Origin of the sequence: Marinobacterium lutimaris (assembly GCF_900108065.1) — a bacterium.
GTDB lineage: Bacteria > Pseudomonadota > Gammaproteobacteria > Pseudomonadales > Balneatricaceae > Marinobacterium_D > Marinobacterium_D lutimaris.
Genome location: NZ_FNVQ01000004.1, coordinates 88969 through 105251 on the forward strand (window position 1 = coordinate 88969; position 16283 = coordinate 105251).

At 59.2% G+C, this 16283-nt stretch carries 14 protein-coding genes; 10 read left to right on the top strand and 4 right to left on the bottom strand.

Translation table 11 applies throughout. The features are described from left to right. Positions 1-334: 334 nt before the first annotated feature. The 3 genes from C4S72_RS17485 to glaH all read right to left on the bottom strand — a co-directional run bounded on the left by C4S72_RS17485 (position 335) and on the right by glaH (position 4248). Positions 335-1783, bottom strand: a complete 1449-nt coding sequence (locus tag C4S72_RS17485) for an NAD-dependent succinate-semialdehyde dehydrogenase (protein ID WP_104004480.1) — start codon at positions 1781-1783, stop codon at positions 335-337. A 169-nt stretch (positions 1784-1952) separates the two neighbouring features. Then, the gene (lhgO, locus tag C4S72_RS17490) at positions 1953-3149 is read right to left on the bottom strand and encodes an L-2-hydroxyglutarate oxidase (RefSeq protein ID WP_104004481.1); all 1197 of its coding nucleotides are present in this window, start codon (positions 3147-3149) and stop codon (positions 1953-1955) included. A gap of 133 nt (positions 3150-3282) precedes the next feature. Beyond that, positions 3283-4248 carry a glutarate dioxygenase GlaH gene (glaH, locus tag C4S72_RS17495; RefSeq protein WP_104004482.1) on the bottom strand — a complete coding sequence of 322 codons (966 nt, stop codon included), beginning with the start codon at positions 4246-4248 and terminating at the stop codon, positions 3283-3285. 206 nt (positions 4249-4454) lie between these two features. Between glaH and csiR the strand changes: the two genes are divergently transcribed. Beyond that, positions 4455-5144 (top strand): DNA-binding transcriptional regulator CsiR, encoded by a 690-nt coding sequence (gene csiR, locus C4S72_RS17500; protein WP_104004483.1) that lies wholly within the window; start codon positions 4455-4457, stop codon positions 5142-5144. Positions 5145-5274: 130 nt separating this feature from the next. On the opposite strand, the gene C4S72_RS17505 is transcribed toward csiR, so the two are convergent. Further along, positions 5275-6588: an aspartate aminotransferase family protein gene (locus tag C4S72_RS17505; RefSeq protein ID WP_104004484.1), complete on the bottom strand. Its 1314-nt coding sequence runs from the start codon at positions 6586-6588 to the stop codon at positions 5275-5277. A 264-nt stretch (positions 6589-6852) separates the two neighbouring features. Between C4S72_RS17505 and C4S72_RS17510 the strand changes: the two genes are divergently transcribed. From C4S72_RS17510 to C4S72_RS17550, 9 genes are all read left to right on the top strand, one after another. Beyond that, the gene (locus C4S72_RS17510; protein WP_104004485.1) at positions 6853-7800 is read left to right on the top strand and encodes a LysR family transcriptional regulator; all 948 of its coding nucleotides are present in this window, start codon (positions 6853-6855) and stop codon (positions 7798-7800) included. A gap of 128 nt (positions 7801-7928) precedes the next feature. Next, positions 7929-9050: a high-affinity branched-chain amino acid ABC transporter substrate-binding protein gene (locus tag C4S72_RS17515; RefSeq protein ID WP_327332875.1), complete on the top strand. Its 1122-nt coding sequence runs from the start codon at positions 7929-7931 to the stop codon at positions 9048-9050. Between the two features lie 74 nt (positions 9051-9124). Beyond that, positions 9125-10054 (top strand): high-affinity branched-chain amino acid ABC transporter permease LivH, encoded by a 930-nt coding sequence (livH, locus tag C4S72_RS17520; protein ID WP_104004486.1) that lies wholly within the window; start codon positions 9125-9127, stop codon positions 10052-10054. After that, positions 10054-11304 carry a high-affinity branched-chain amino acid ABC transporter permease LivM gene (locus C4S72_RS17525; RefSeq protein WP_104004487.1) on the top strand — a complete coding sequence of 417 codons (1251 nt, stop codon included), beginning with the start codon at positions 10054-10056 and terminating at the stop codon, positions 11302-11304. Before livH ends, C4S72_RS17525 begins: the two co-directional genes overlap by 1 nt. Before the next feature lie 2 nt (positions 11305-11306). Next, a complete protein-coding gene (livG, locus tag C4S72_RS17530) occupies positions 11307-12074 on the top strand; it encodes a high-affinity branched-chain amino acid ABC transporter ATP-binding protein LivG (protein WP_104004488.1) in 768 nt (255 codons plus the stop codon). A gap of 2 nt (positions 12075-12076) precedes the next feature. Beyond that, on the top strand, positions 12077-12778 hold the full coding sequence (locus tag C4S72_RS17535; RefSeq protein WP_104004489.1) for an ABC transporter ATP-binding protein: 702 nt from the start codon (positions 12077-12079) through the stop codon (positions 12776-12778). Positions 12779-13051: 273 nt separating this feature from the next. Further along, the gene (locus C4S72_RS17540) at positions 13052-14611 is read left to right on the top strand and encodes an MFS transporter (RefSeq protein WP_160115541.1); all 1560 of its coding nucleotides are present in this window, start codon (positions 13052-13054) and stop codon (positions 14609-14611) included. A gap of 360 nt (positions 14612-14971) precedes the next feature. Beyond that, complete coding sequence (locus C4S72_RS17545) at positions 14972-15793, top strand: aspartate racemase/maleate isomerase family protein (protein ID WP_160115542.1); 822 nt, start codon at positions 14972-14974, stop codon at positions 15791-15793. Between the two features lie 189 nt (positions 15794-15982). Continuing rightward, on the top strand, positions 15983-16276 hold the full coding sequence (locus tag C4S72_RS17550; RefSeq protein WP_104004491.1) for a BufA1 family periplasmic bufferin-type metallophore: 294 nt from the start codon (positions 15983-15985) through the stop codon (positions 16274-16276). The last annotated feature ends 7 nt before the right edge of the window (positions 16277-16283 follow it).

Consider the following 16283-nt stretch of genomic DNA (forward strand, 5'->3'; position numbering starts at 1 on the left):
CAATGATTCAGATCAACAGCGCGTGCAATCTAACGCCGAAGGCCTCTTGACCTCAAAGGAACGGACCATTGCAAAAAACAACCTAATAAGACCTTAGTCGAACTGCGTTATTACAAATCAATGACTTAAAGCAGTACGACCAAAATTCATACAGATGACTAACAGACAATCCCAAAAATGGAACAATTACAGATCTGGCTTTACAGCTGTATAAGCGGCGAACAAAGACCACAAGCATACTGTTCCATTAGAGCTGCTTTTCAGAGGGTCCAGACAAAGAAAAACCCGGCTGTTTGGGCCGGGTTTTCGATCATTTAATCAACACCTGGAGGGTTCAGATACCGCCCATGCAGAGGTATTTGATCTCCAGATAATCGTCGAGTCCATGCTTGGAACCTTCGCGGCCGAGACCCGACTCTTTGACGCCGCCAAAAGGCGCCACCTCGTTGGAGATAATGCCTTCGTTGATACCGACCATGCCGTATTCCAGCCCCTCACCGACGCGCCAGCAGCGGCCGATATCACGGGAATAGAAGTAAGCCGCCAGTCCGAACGGAGTGGCATTGGCGCGCTCGATCACATCCTCTTCATCGTCGAAGACAAACAGCGTAGAGATCGGACCAAACAGTTCCTGGTTAGCAATCGCCATCTGCTCGGTGACGCCGCTGAGCAGCGTCGGCTCATAGAACAGCTCGCCAGCCGCGGAACGCTTACCGCCGAGCACCAGCTCCGCGCCCTCACCTACCGCGTCTTTGACCACCTGATCGACGCGATCGATCGCTTTCTTGTTGATCAGCGGGCCGATTTCAACGCCATCCTGGTCACCAGCGCCCACCTTCAGTTCGCTGACCGCCGCCTTGAACTTCTCAACGAAGGGGCCGACCACCGAGCGCTGCACGTAAACACGGTTGGTGCAGACACAGGTCTGACCGGCGTTGCGGTACTTGGAGATCAGCAGACCTTTGACCGCCGCATCCAGGTCCGCGTCTTCAAACACGATAAACGGCGCATTGCCGCCCAGCTCCAGAGAGACCTTTTTCACCGTGTCCGCCGCCTGATGCAGGATATGCTTGCCTACCGGGGTAGAACCGGTGAAGGAGACCTTGCTCACCAACGGGTGAGAGGTCAGGGTATCGCCCACGGCAATCGGGTCAGCCGTAGTGACAATGTTGATAACGCCCGCCGGGAAGCCGGCCTCTTCCGCCAGTGCCGCCAGTTCCAGTGCAGACAACGGCGTATCTTCGGCGGGCTTGAGCACCACGGTGCAACCCGCGGCCAGGGCCGGTGCGATCTTGCGGGTAATCATCGCGAGCGGGAAGTTCCAGGGCGTAATCGCCGCTACTACGCCAATCGGCTGACGGATGGTGACGATGCGCGAGGTCGGCGACGGTGACGGGATGTGCTCGCCATAGGCGCGCTTGCCCTCTTCCGCGAACCACTCGGCAAAGGAGGCGCCGTAGGCCACTTCGCCGCGGGCTTCGGCCAGCGGCTTGCCCTGCTCTGCGGTCATCAGTCGCGCCAGGCGCTCCTGATTGTCCATGATCAGCTCATACCAACGACGCAGCATCTGGGCACGCGCTTTTGCGGTGGTCTTTTTCCAGCTGGCGAACGCCTTGTGCGCCGCTTCTACCGCAGCGCTGGCTTCCTCGGCGCTCATGTCCGGCACATCAGCCAGATGCTCACCGTTGGCAGGATTCAGGACCGCCAGGGTTTTACCGGAGGCGCTCGAGACCCACTGTCCATCGACATAGGCCTGGGTCTTGGTAATCAGTGTGCTTGTCATAGTCGTTTCCAGAACTCGTTGGGTGATGCTGGGATACTAACACCGGCATTTAAGTGCCGGTTGATTGCCTGTAAACGTTCAGTTTCATCACTCTCAAACAATCATTCTCAAACAATCAATATCAGTGTGCCCTGTCCGACGCATCCCCCGCTATTCAGGCGCTGCGACCTCAGAGATCAAATTGACTGCTCGCCTCGGCGATGATGTAACGACCGATCGGCAGCGCCGAGGTCGCCGCCGGCGAAGGCGCGTTGCAAACGTTGATGGTGCGTGGGGTTTTCACGAACAGGAAGTCATCCACCAGCTTGCCATCGCGGGAAACCGCTTGGGCCCGCACGCCTGCAGGGTAGAAAGTGAGGTCGGACTTTTCCACCATCGGGCAGTATTTCTGCACCTCTTTCAGGTAACCGCCCTTGAACAGGGAGTTTTTCATCTCGATCAGGCCAGGCTTGAAGTTCTTCTGCAGCACCTTGCGGATTCCCGGGTAGCTTAGGGTTTCAAAACTGTCGGCCAGCGAGATATCGGTCTTGCGGTAACCTTCGCGCATCCACGCCAGCACCGCATTGGGGCCAACGGTGACGGTGCCATCGATCATGCGGGTGAGATGCACCCCCAGGAACGGCATCGATGGGTCGGGGATCGGGTAGATCAGATGATTGACGATCCGGTTATGTTTTTCCGGCAGCAGGTAGTATTCGCCACGGAAGGGACAGATACGGAATTCAGGCTCCATACCCAGCATCCGCACGACCCGGTCGGCCATCAGGCCGGAGCAGGAGATCAGGTAACGGCCGCTGAAGCTGCCCTGGGTGGTACTGGCACGCACCTCGCTGGCCGACTCGCTGAGCCCGGTCACCTCGGCGCTGTAGCGGATCTCGCCACCTTTCTCGACAAACCGGCGCGCCATCGCTTCGGTGACCTGCTTGTAATTGACGATACCGCTGGAGGGTACAAAGATACCGCCGATACCGGTGATGTTGGGCTCGCGCTCGCGCAGCTCGCCGGCATTGAGCCAGTAGCGCTCCAGACCGTTGGCCTCGGTTCGCTCCCAGAGCGCCTTCATCCGCTCCATCTCCAGCTCGTTGGTGGCTACCAGCAGCTTGCCGCACTCTTCGTATTTGATTCCGTTTTCCTGGCAGAACACCTTGGTATCGCGATTACCCTCCAGGCAGAACTTCGCCTTCAGGCTGCCCGGGGTGTAGTAGACGCCGGCATGGATAACACCGGAGTTATGGCCGGTCTGATGCTCCGCGGGGCCGCCCTCCTTCTCCAGTACCAGTACCTTTTTATCCGGGTAACGACCCAGCAGCTGCATCGCCGTGGACATGCCGACGATACCACCGCCGATAATCAGAAAATCGTACATCTCTTTCCTCATATAAGGGGTTCTTAGCAAGAGTTCTTAAAAAGGTTTCTCACGAAGAGCGCCGAACTGAAAACCACCGGTCGCACTGCCGGTGGCCTTTGATCTTAGCGTTTTTGGTTTGGCCGTCACCAGATTACTGGTTGGGATTGCGTAAGGTTTTGGCTCGAGTGAAATAACCGCGCTGCCGCATCAGTTCACGACGCAGCCCCGGGTTAGCGGTGAACTTGTCGCGGCCATGCAGCCAGAAATGGTTGTTGATCAGGAGGAAGCTACCGGTAGGTACAGGCACGGACAGGATCGACCGGCTGCCCTCCAGCGACTCGGACAGATCGGTCAGCCAGTTGCCTTCGATATCGTCTTTGGGCTGCACGAACTGGTCGATATAGGACATGATCGGGCGCCCGGAGCGGTCCAGATCGAAAACCGGATGGAAGACGTCTTTCGCCGTGTTTTTGCTCGGCGGCGCGGCCCAGCGCATTTCGCGACTGCCCAGCTCGTCGCCGCTGAATCTGTCCAGGTCTTCCCAGTCGTCCAGGTGCAGCAGCAGCGAGTTGCCGCCCTCCATGTTCTGCTCGTCGATCTTCAGCATCAGTACATAGTCGGTGTCCTGCTCAACGTAGGTGCCATCGTTATGCAGCTCCATAACGCGGTGCGCCTGGCGCAGGTAACTGTCGGAGTTATCCTCGTTCTTCACCACGAAGCGGGCGTAGTACTGACCGCTCATCGCATCGAAGTTGGAACGACCAAACAGGTGCGCCACGGCGGTGGTGAACTTGACCATCTCCTCGGCCTGCTCCACCTGGTCCAGCCCTTCAGGCGTGATGATCAGTGCCCCGGTATTGCGATCCACCAGCGTATCAACCAGCAGCGGCTGCAGCTCGTTATTACACAGCTCATCCAGAATCCGGGCGACACGAAAACGCAGCATCGACTTGTATTCCAGCGCCTGAACAGGCCAGTGCGCCACCGCCTGCAGAAAAGCTTCGACCAGCCGCGCATCAAAACGCAGCTCCAGCAGGCGCGGGCTGTGGGTGGAGGGTTCCAGGGTAAAACCGGCTGCACTTCCAGCTTCAGTTGAGACCGTAGCGGCTAGGGACATGGGGCTACCTCGATAATTTTTATGTTGGCATTGGTATGGAGATGGATCGTTTAGCGGTGCGCCTGTGCTGGGGTACACAGAATCAATATTTACGTTTTGTAAAAATATCTACATTTTGTAATTTCGTCAACAAAACACACCTTTTGCTGCATTCTTATCCCTGTCGCTATAATCCGCCCATCATCAGAGCTGATACCGGACACCCCATGGCCGTACCCGAAGAGAAGAACAACCTGGCAAATCTCGCCTATGCCGCCCTGAAACGGGATATCACCGAAGGCGCGTTCCAGCCCGGGGACAAGCTGTTGATGAGTGGCCTCAAGGAGCGCTATGAAATTGGCGCAGGCCCGATGCGTGAGGCGCTGTCACGGCTGATGGCCGAACGGCTGGTGACCGCAATCAGCCAACGCGGCTTTCGCGTCGCCGCCATGTCGATTGAAGAACTCAAAGATATCTACTTCGCCCGCGCTCAGCTGGAAGCGATGATCACCGTGTTGGCGGTCCAGCGCGGTGGCGATGAGTGGGAAGCGGGTGTCATCGCCACCGCCCATACCCTGTCGCGAGTCAAAGAGGTGCAGAACACCGATGAGATGCTGGGAGTCTGGGACAACCGTCACAAGGCGTTCCACTATGCGATCGCCAGTGGCTGCGGCTCAGCGAAGCTGATGGAGCTGCGTGAAACCATGCTTGATCAGGCCGAGCGTTATCGACAGTTCTGGCTCAGGGAGATGGTATTTTCAGGCGAGGCGCTGAAGTCCAAGCAGGAGGAGCATCGGGAGCTGATCGACGTATTGATGTCCGGCGACGCCCAGGCCGCCCGCCAGCTGATGTTCGAGCACATGATGAACCCGATTCCGATCATCACCCGGATTCTTGAGGCGCGCGGGCTGGCCTAGCCGGTGCTCCGCAACAAAAAAGCCGGCGCTTCAGATTGAAGGGCCGGCAATAGCAACATGCGGCTTTCCGTTAAGGAATCCACACCAGGGTGTGCTTAGGAGCGGCGGGGAACCCCGCCGCTGTTGAGGTTCAGGCAAACATTTCCCGCGCGATGGAGCCGAGGGTATCGACGATCTGGTCGATATGCTCTTTCTCGATGATCAGCGGCGGAGAGAAGGCGATGATGTCGCCCACGGCGCGCACCGACAGACCTTTCTCGTAGCAGCGCTGCATGATCTTCGGCCCGACCAGTGAGCCATCCGGCGCCGCGTACTGAACCGCCGCCACCAGGCCGCAGTTACGCACATCGACGATGCCCGGCTCGCCCTTCAGGCTGTGCAGTGCCGCCTCGAAGTACTCGCCGATCTCACCGCTGGCACGCTCCAGCAGGCCTTCGCTTGCGTAGATATCCAGGGTAGCCAGACCCGCAGCACAGGAAACCGGGTGCGCGGAGTAGGTGTAACCGTGGAAGAACTCGATGGTGCCTTCCGGCGCCGCGTTAACCACGGTGTCGTAGATCTCGTCACGGACAAAGACTGCACCCATCGGCGCTACACCGTTGGTAATACCCTTGGCTGAGGTGATCATGTCCGGCTCGACATCAAACTTCTGCGAGGCGAACGGCGCGCCCAGGCGTCCCCAGCCGGTGATCACTTCATCAAAGATCAGCAGGATGTCGTGACGGGTGCAGATCTCGCGCAGCTTCTTCAGGTAACCGATCGGCGGCAGTACCACACCACCAGCACCGGATACCGGCTCGACGATCACGGCAGCGATAGTTTCAGCACCGTGGAACTGGACCAGGTTTTCCAGCTCCAGCGCTTTTTCAATGCCGTGTTCCGGCAGGCCTTTACTAAACGCATTGCGGCTCAGGTCCAGGGTGTGCGGCAGATGATCCACCGGCAGCAGCGGACCAAAGCCCTTGCGGTTAGGCGTCAGACCACCCACAGAGATACCGCCGAAGTTAACGCCGTGATACGCCTTTTCGCGGCCGATAAAGCGGTATTTGCCGCCTTTACCGCGGGCGTTCTGGTAGGCCAGAGCGATCTTCAGGGCACTTTCCACCGCTTCGGAGCCGGAGTTGGCAAAGAAGACACGGTTCAGGTTTTCCGGGGTGTACTTCACCAGGCGCTCGGCAAACTCAAAACCGATATCGTGGCCCAGGTTGAACGGCGAGGTGTAATCCAGCTTCATCGCCTGCTGGCCCATCGCTTCAGCGATCTGGCGGCGGCCGTGACCGGCGTTGACACACCAGAGACCGGCGGTAGCATCCAGGATCTTGTCGCCACGATCGTTATGCAGCCAAACACCTTCCGCCCGTTCGATAATCCTTGGCGCGTTCTTGAAAGCCCTGTTCGCGGTGAACGGCATCCAGAAGTGATCCATGCTCTGATAGTTTTTCATCGTGCTAACCTTGTTTGGCGTCTTGGGGGCCGGTCGTTGCCGGGCCGGTTAAATGACCATAGCAGCAGTTTAGGCCCGACAGCCTGACAGGAAAAAGGTTGGCCGATAAAAGCCCAGTTTTATCCGCATCAAACTTTGCACCACACTTCTCATCAAGCTTTTACGCCGCCCACAGCAAAACCCTCAGTCCAGAAAACAGGCTATTGGGTAGTCGGCCGGCTTTGACTAAGATGCGCTATTCCGCTTTTTCAGGATCCAGATGGCATGAGTTCACGCAAATACTGGCTAGGCCAGGTCGGCGACTTCGAAATAAAACAGCTTCGCGTCTTCACCACGGTGGTGCAGTGCGGCGGTTTTTCCGCGGCTGAGGCGGAGCTCAACATCACCCGCTCGACGATCAGCATCCATATCGCCAACCTGGAAGCGCGACTCAATCTGAAACTCTGCCATCGCGGCCGTTCCGGTTTTTCGCTCACCGACGAGGGCAAGATCATCTACGAGTCGGCGCAGAACCTGTTTGGCACCCTGGAAGAGTTTCGCGCCACGGTAAACAACCTTAACGCCACCCTGTCGGGGGATCTGCGACTGATCTTTTCCGATACGGTCAGCGGCGACTCACGCCTGGGCCTGTCGGAGCTGATCAGCCAGGTTAACGAGCGGGCGCCGGACGTTTACATCACGGTAGATGTCGCTTCCATGGCCGAGATCGAACAGATGGTGATCAACGAGGAAGCCGAAGTGGGCTTTATCCCCAGGCACCGCAGCATCGAAGGCCTGGACTACCTGCACCTGTTCACCGATACCTGCCGCATCTATTGCCACAGCAGCCACCCGCTGTACGAGCTGCCGGATGAGCAGATCACCGATGAGTTGATCGAGAGCTACCCGTTCATCCAGGCTGGCCTTAAACCCCACGAGGGCGCCGCCAGCCTGATCGAACACAAGGAACTGCGCGCCACCGCCTACTATTATGAAACCCGGCTGGCCCTGATCCGCTCCGGACGCTACCTGGGCTTTCTGCCGGAATATTACGTGGCCAGCGAGACCAGGCCCGGCGAACTGCGGGCCCTGAACCCCACAACCAGCCGTTACGACCTGGATCTATGCGCCATCGTGCGTAAGTCGTCCCGCGCCAACAAGGCCAGGGACCTGTTCATCCAACTCCTGCAGGAGAAAATGCTGCGGCTGCACGGGGGCGGTAATAATCGCTGATTTAACGCGATTTTTACTGAAAACCTGCCTGTACCGACAAAAATCTTCTGTGTAATATCGACTTCATAACAGTCAACCATTGAACGATCCGTCACCGGGTCAAAGAAAAATGGACAGAGGGGAGAAACATGGCGATTACGATGAAAGGCTTCAGCAAAACGCTGCTGGCAACCGCCGCGGCGCTGGCTATCGCAGGGACCGCGCAGGCGGAAACACTGAAGATCGCGCTGGCAGGACCTGCTACCGGTCCGGTGGCCCAGTATGGCGATATGCAGAAGATCGGCGTGGAAGCGGCGATCGACTACTTCAACGCTAACGGCGGCATCAACGGCATGGAAGTGGAAGGCGTGATCTACGATGACGCCTGCGACCCGAAACAGGCCGTGGCCGTGGCCAACAAGATCGTCAACGATGGCATCACCCACGTGGTGGGCCACCTCTGCTCCAGCTCTACCGAGCCCGCAGCGGATATCTACTACGAAGAAGGCATCCTGATGATCACGGCGGCCTCCACTTCGCCGAGCATCACCGAGAAGGGCTACGACTCCATCTTCCGTACCATCGGCCTGGACAGCCTGCAGGGCACCCTGGCGGCCGACTATATCTCCGGTACCGTCAAGCCTGAGCGCGTTGCCGTCATTCACGACAAGCAGCAGTACGGCGAAGGCCTGGCCACCACCGTGCGTGACGCCCTGGTAGGAGCCGGTATCGAGCCGGTGATGTTTGAAGGTGTCACCGCCGGTGACAAGGACTTCTCCGCGCTGATCGCCAAACTGCAGAAAGCCGATGTGGACTTCGTTTACTACGGCGGTTACCACCCTGAGCTGGGCCTGATCCTGCGTCAAAGCAAAGAGAAAGGCTTTGAAGCCCAGTTCATGGGCCCTGAAGGCATCGTCAACTCTGATCTTGCGAAGATCGCCGGCGACGCCACCGAAGGCGTTCTCGCTACTGCACCGAAGAGCTTCGACCAGAACCCGGAAAACGCCCTGCGCGTAGCGGCCATCGAAGAGAAAGGCCTGGACCCGACCGGCCCGTTCGTCTTCCCGGCTTACGCTGCGGTACAGATCATGGCCTCTACCATCGAAGCGATCGACAGCACCGACCCGATGGCCATGGCTGAGTACATCAGCGCCAACGAGTTCGATACCGCTATCGGTCACGTCAAGTATGACGACAAGGGCGACCTGACCGAATCCACCTTCCTGGTGTACGAACTGCACGCCGACGGATCCAAAACCGCGGCCGAGTAATCGAACCGCCTTCCACTGAACCCAATACCCCTGTGCCCTTCGGCCAGGGGTATCTGTTTTACTGGTAAGCCTCGATGACTGAAGCCAGCCTCTATCTTCTGCAGCAGATAATCAACGGACTGACCATCGGCTCAACCTATGCCTTGATCGCCATCGGTTACACCATGGTTTACGGCATCATCGGAATGATCAACTTCGCACACGGCGAAATCTACATGATCGGTTCCTATATCTCCTTTATCGTGATCACGGGCCTTTTGGCGATGGGCCATATCGCCCTGCCCGCGGTGCTGTTTGTCGCCCTGGTGGTGGCGATGCTGGTGGCCAGCAGCTATGGCTGGGCGGTGGAGCGCGTGGCCTACCGGCCGCTGCGCGGTTCCAACCGCCTGATTGCGCTGATCTCCGCCATCGGCATGTCGATCTTTCTGCAGAACTACGTGGTGCTGGCCCAGGGCTCCCGCGATATCGCCATGCCGCCACTGATCTCCGGCAGCCTGGTGGAGGTCGGTTCGCTGGATACCTTTGAGGTCACCATCTCCTGGATGCAGCTGCTGATCTGGGTGGTTACGCTGATCTCCATGACCCTGCTGACGCTGTTTATCTCGCGCTCGCGCATGGGTCGCGCCTGCCGCGCCTGTGCCGAGGATATCGGCATGACCAACCTGCTCGGTATCGACACCAACCGCATCATCGCCATGACCTTTGTCATCGGCGCCGCGCTGGCCGCTATCGCGGGTCTCCTGCTCGGTCTCTATTACGGCGTGGTTAACCCGTTCGTTGGCTTTATCGCCGGCCTCAAGGCATTTACGGCAGCGGTACTTGGCGGTATCGGCTCTATCCCCGGCGCCATGCTGGGCGGTCTGATTCTCGGTGTTACCGAAGCGCTGACCGCGGCTTACTTCCCTTCCGAGTACAAGGATGTGGTGTCGTTTGGACTGCTGGTACTGATCCTGCTGTTCCGGCCCACGGGCATCCTGGGTAAACCGGAGGTGGAGAAAGTCTGATGCGCGGATCTTTGTATAACGCTATTTTCGCGGCGGGCATCACCTTCGTGCTGACCTGCCTGATGCTCGGTGTACAGCTGGGTGCCGACGGCACCACGCTGACCGTCACCGGCGCCGACGCCACCCGCTGGACCTGGATAGGTATAGGCATCGCGGCGGTGTTCTTCGTACAGCTGTTCTCCGAACAGGTCGACGCCTTTTTCGGCCGCATCCCCAAGCCGAACCTGGCGGCGCTGAAACCGGAAGAAACCAAGTGGCGCCGCATCAAGCCCTGGGTGCTGGCGGCACTGGTTGTGGTGATGCTGGTCTGGCCGTTCATGGCCTCCCGCGGGGCCGTGGACCTGGCCACGCTGACGCTGATCTACATCATGCTGGGGCTTGGCCTCAACATCGTCGTCGGTCTCGCCGGCCTGCTCGACCTGGGTTATGTGGCGTTTTACGCCGTGGGTGCCTACACCTATGCCCTGCTGTCGGAATATTTCGGTTTCTCCTTCTGGGCCTGCCTGCCGATCGCAGCCCTGCTGGCGGCCACTTTCGGCTTTCTGCTCGGCTTCCCGGTGCTGCGTCTGCGCGGTGACTACCTGGCGATCGTGACCCTGGGTTTCGGTGAGATCATCCGTATCCTGTTGAACAACTGGACCGATCTGACCGGCGGCCCCAACGGTATCTCCGGTATCGAAAAGCCGACCCTATTCGGCCTGGAGTTCAGCCGTCGCGCCAGCGAAGGCACCCAGACCTTCCACGAGTTTTTCGGCATCGATTACGACAGCTCACACCGGGTGATCTTCCTCTACCTGATCGCCGTGGTGCTGGTCTGCATCGTGCTTTACCTGATCAACCGCCTGATGCGGATGCCGATAGGCCGTGCCTGGGAAGCGCTGCGTGAGGATGAGATCGCCTGCCGTTCACTTGGCCTTAACCGCACCGTGATCAAGCTGTCCGCGTTTACGCTCGGCGCCTCCACTGCGGGTTTTGCCGGCTGCTTCTTCGCCGCACGCCAGGGCTTTATCAGCCCGGAGTCGTTCATATTCATCGAGTCGGCGATCATCTTGGCGATCGTGGTGTTGGGTGGTATGGGCTCCCAGGTTGGCGTGATCTGTGCGGCCATCGTGATGACGATTCTGCCGGAACTGGCCCGTGAGTTCTCCGAGTACCGCATGCTGATGTTCGGCCTGCTGATGGTGCTGATGATGCGCTGGCGCCCACAGGGTCTGGTGCCGATGAAGCGTCCCCACCTGGAGTTGAAATAACGATGAGTCAGTTACTGCTTGATGTTAACGAGCTGACCATGCGCTTCGGTGGTCTGCTGGCGGTCAACAACGTCAATCTGAAGGTGAAGAACCGCCAGATTGTCTCCATCATAGGCCCCAACGGGGCCGGTAAAACCACGGTATTCAACTGTCTGTCCGGGTTTTATATCCCCACCGACGGCAGCGTACTGTTCAACGGCCACCAGCTGGCCGGGCTGAAGGATTTCCAGATCTCCCGCAAGGGGCTGGTGCGCACTTTCCAGCATGTCCGCCTGTTCAAACGGATGACCGTGATCGAGAACATGCTGGTGGCCCAGCATCGTCATCTGAACACCAACCTGTTCTCAGGCATGTTCAAGACGCCGGCCTACCGCCGCCTTGAAAAGGAAGCGATGGATCGGGCGATCTACTGGCTGGAGGAGGTCAACCTGCTCGAGCACGCCAACCGCGAGGCGGGTTACCTGGCCTACGGTCAACAGCGCAAGCTGGAGATCGCCCGCTGCATGTCGACCCAGCCGGAGCTGCTACTGCTCGATGAACCGGCGGCTGGTCTAAACCCGAAAGAGACCAAGGAGCTGGATGAGCTGATCATCCGCCTGCGCGACGAGCACGAAATTTCGGTGCTGCTGATCGAGCACGATATGGGTCTGGTGATGGGGATCTCGGACCATATCTACGTGATCGCCCAGGGCACCCCGCTGGCCGATGGTTCTGCCGCCGAGATCAAGAGCAACCCCGACGTCATCAAAGCCTACCTGGGGGAAAGCTGAGCATGCTGACACTGCGAAATGTAAACACTCACTACGGCCAGATCCAGGCGTTGCACGATGTATCCATCGAGGTAAATCAGGGTGAGATCGTTACCCTGATCGGCGCCAACGGCGCCGGCAAAACCACGCTGATGATGACCGTCTGCGGCTCGCCCCAGGCCTCCTCCGGCAGCATCGACTTCGAGGGCGAAGCGATCGAGAAACTGCCCACCTCGGTGATCATGCGCAAGGGGCTGGCGGTCGTGCCGGAAGGACGCCGCATTTTCCCTGGTCTTACCGTGGCGGAAAACCTGCACATGGGCGCCTACTTCAGCGACAAGGCCAGCTACGAAGCGCAGCGCGACCATGTACTGGAACTCTTTCCCCGCCTGAAGGAGCGTTACCAACAGCGCGGCGGCACCATGTCCGGCGGCGAGCAGCAGATGCTGGCGATCGGCCGTGCGCTGATGAGCCATCCGCGTCTGTTGCTGCTCGACGAACCCTCGCTGGGGCTGGCACCGATCATCATCCAGCAGATATTCGAGATTATCGAACGTCTGCGCGACGAAGGGGTCACCATCTTTCTGGTGGAACAGAACGCCCACCAGGCACTGAAAATCGCCGACCGTGGTTACGTTCTGGAGAACGGCCGGGTCGTTATGAGCGATACGGGGGCTGCGCTGTTGCAGGATGATGCTGTCAGCAAGGCTTATCTGGGCGGCTGATCTCTGAGGGCCGGTGCCGGGGTGTAAATACATGAGCTGAGATACAAGAGCTCAGCTCCCAGCACCGGTCTGTTGCCCGGCTTTTGCCCCATCGGGCGTATTCGCACTTTTAACGACAGACCAAGTTGCTAGACTAGGAGACGAAGAGCCGGCGTCGATACAAGAGGCATCGGTTCAGCTATCTACTGATATAGCGTCCCTATTCTCGATTTTGTTGGACACCGGCCTGGCATTCGGCGCGCCGGAGATTTGCTGTATGGATGGAGTCAAATCGTGCGACTGATCATTATCTCCCTGTCGGCCCTTTTCCTCAGCCTGGCGCTGGTGATTGGCGGCAACGCCTACCTGCTCACCTACCTGGGTGTCCGTCTCGGCGCCGAGGGCATACCCCCGACCCAGGTCGGTTTCGTCATGGTGTGCTACTCAATCGGTTTCGCCATCGGCTCCCACTACGCTACCCACCTGGTCGCCAAGGTGGGGCATATCCGTACCTTTGCCGCCATGGCTGCGCTCACAGCCATGGCCTCGATCAGTTATCCACTGCTCGATTCCGTCTATTTCTGGGCGCTGCTGCGCTTTGTCGGCGGTATTACCGCGGCCGCCCTGTACGTCATCATTGAAAGCTGGTTCAGCGCCGTGGCCAGCAATAACAACCGCGGTACCCTGTTCGCCCTGTATCAGGTGGCGGCCTACGGTTCTTCCACCCTGGCGCAGTTGACCGTGGGCTACAGTGAACCGCTCAGCCCCGTGCCTTTCACCGGCGCGGCGCTGCTGTTGCTGGCGGCGATCATTCCCCTCTCTCTGTCACGCATGCAGTCACCGCGTATAGAGCCAGGGCCGAAAATGTCACTCATCAAGCTCTATCGGGAGGCGCCGCTGGGGCTCACCTGTGCTTTCACCGGCGGTATTCTGCTGGGCGCCTACTATTCGCTGGTGCCGCTGTTCGGCAGCCTGACCGGCATGAGTATCCGCGAAGTGTCACAGCTGATGACCGCTTCGGTATTGCTGGCCTTGGTGCTCGCCTGGCCGGTGGGCTGGATCTGCGACCGCGTTCAGCGCAGCAAGGTCATGCTGGTGATCACCCTGACCGCCACCTTCCTCAGCCTGGCCGTGGCGCTCACGGTGGACCTGCCGTTCCTGGCCCGTATCGTTCCGGCCGCCGTGCTACTCGGCATGCTGACACTGGTGAACTCGGTGGCGGTGGCACTCACCCACGACCGCATCGACGCCAGCGCCAGGGTTGCGGCCAGTTCCGCGCTGATGCTCTGCTACGGCGTCGGCAGCATCATCGGCCCGGTCGCTGGCTCAATGCTCATGGAGGCGTTCGCACCAGAAGCGATGTTTATCGGCTTCGCCTCCCTCGCCGTGCTGCTCGCCAGCTATGTACGCTACCGCCAGAAGCGGATGCCACCACTGCCGATTACCGCCCAGGAGCACTATGTAGCGACCATGCCGGAAACCCAGCTTTCCACCGAGTTCGACCCTCGTTATGAGACCGAGGAAGAGAACGAAACCTCCGTGGAAGACATTTTCCCGGACGAGTGGGTCGAAGCCTGGGGCGATGACGCCAGTGAGGAGAAAGCCTCCGAGCCTGAACCCTCCGCCACCAGCGAAGAGATCGAAGTGGGCGGCGAGATGATCGGCATGGAAGAGCACGATGCCGAGTACTGGGAGGAGAAGCGCAAGGCCGGGGAAAGCGTGACCGAAGCCGCGGATGCCCAGGATGAAACCGCCCCCGCAGCAGATAAAACCGAGGCGAGCCCGGCGCAGTCAGAGCCCGCTCCGGACGAAAAACACGACTCCGAAGAGAGCAAGGGCAGAAAGCCGGACTAATCCGGCTGGTTAAAATGAGGCGCCGGCGGGCGCCTTTTTTCATCTGCTCGCTTCTCGAGATCGATGAGGCATCAGCCGATGCTATACCCCGGCGCGGGCACCACAAACAGGCAGCTCTCACCAGAGAGCAGCAGAATTCTCCCTCGCAATCGGCAGTGCTCCGCTATCGATTGTCCGTCGCTTAGCTGTCACTTCCTTCCCGCCATCAATCAAAGCAACCGGGATTCAAACCCTTAGTCTATTTTTTATACATCCGGTACGTTTAATCGCATCAACTCCTGGCACCAATGCCAGTCGCGGCATAACAATTGCTCAATCTCTGTTAACAGCTGTAGCCAATTAACCAAGCGGGAGCGCGCCATGATAAGCCAGCTGCTTGAGCCCTCACGTCCCCTGGACGATATCGCCCCGCTGGGACGCATCGGTCTGGTGGCGCTGTCCACCGACTTCAACAGCGAGCAGGACCTGCGCCGCTTCTACCCCGAAGGGGTCGAGGTGTTTACCAGCCGTGTGGCCAATCACAATCCAATGACACTGGCCAACCTGCGCGCCATGGCGCCAGGCATCACCGGTGCAGCGGAGCTGATTCTACCCGGCATCAAACTGGACGTGATGGTCTACGGCTGTACCGCCGGCACCCTGGCCATTGGAGAGGACAGAATAGCGGACCTGATCAGGCTGGCGCGCCCGGGCGTACCGGTCACCAACCCACTGCTGGCAGGCATCAAGGGCTGCCGCGCACTCGGCGCCAGCCGCATCTCCCTGCTGACGCCCTACACCGAGGATGTAAACCTGGAACTGGCACAACAGTTCATGGCGCGCGGCTTCGAGGTACTCAGCGTGGCCGGTCTTGGCTTTACCGACGACCGCCTGGTCACCGGCGTCTCCCCTCTGGATATTGCCGATGCGGCCGTCGCTGCCTGCGATCCGCTGGCGGACCTGCTGTTTATCTCCTGCACCGCTCTGCGCGCCTCCCTGGCGATCGAAGCGATCGAGACCCGGCTCGGCAAACCGGTGGTCAGCAGCAACCAGGCGATTGCCTGGCACAGTCTGCGCCTGCTTGGCTATAACGGCAGGATCGAGCATTTCGGCCAGCTGTTCGAACAGCCTTGCGAAAGCGTCAGCGCGAGCCTCGCGCACCTGCTCAACCTGCCGCCGGATCCGGGCGCCTCACCGGCATAAGCCCCTGATGGCAGAGCGCTGGCATACTGCCCGGCCTCCTCAGAAACAAGCCTCGAAAGTTTTTTGCGTTTTCCGTGTAAGGAATGCGTTTGGCCGTCGACTATCGCAACAGGAAGGGAAGCAGCTGTTTCTCTTCTCGATGGAAACGGCTGCTTCAGCCAACGCACCCCAAAAAACCGGAGAACAATCATGTCTATCAAGACTACCACTGCTACGACGCTTGCACTGGCCCTGGGTACCGCGGTCAGCCTCACCTCCCTGCCGGCAACGGCGGCCGATATGGAGAAATGCTTTGGCGTCTCTCTGAAAGGTCAGAACGACTGCAAGGCAGGCCCCGGCACGACCTGCGCCGGCACCGCGAAAAAGGACCATCAGGGCAACGCCTTCAAGATGGTTCCGGCAGGCACCTGCACCGAGATGGAATCCACTACCTCACCCACAGGTATGGGGCAGCTCGAAGCGTTCGAAGAGAAGATGTCCTAAGGAGCCG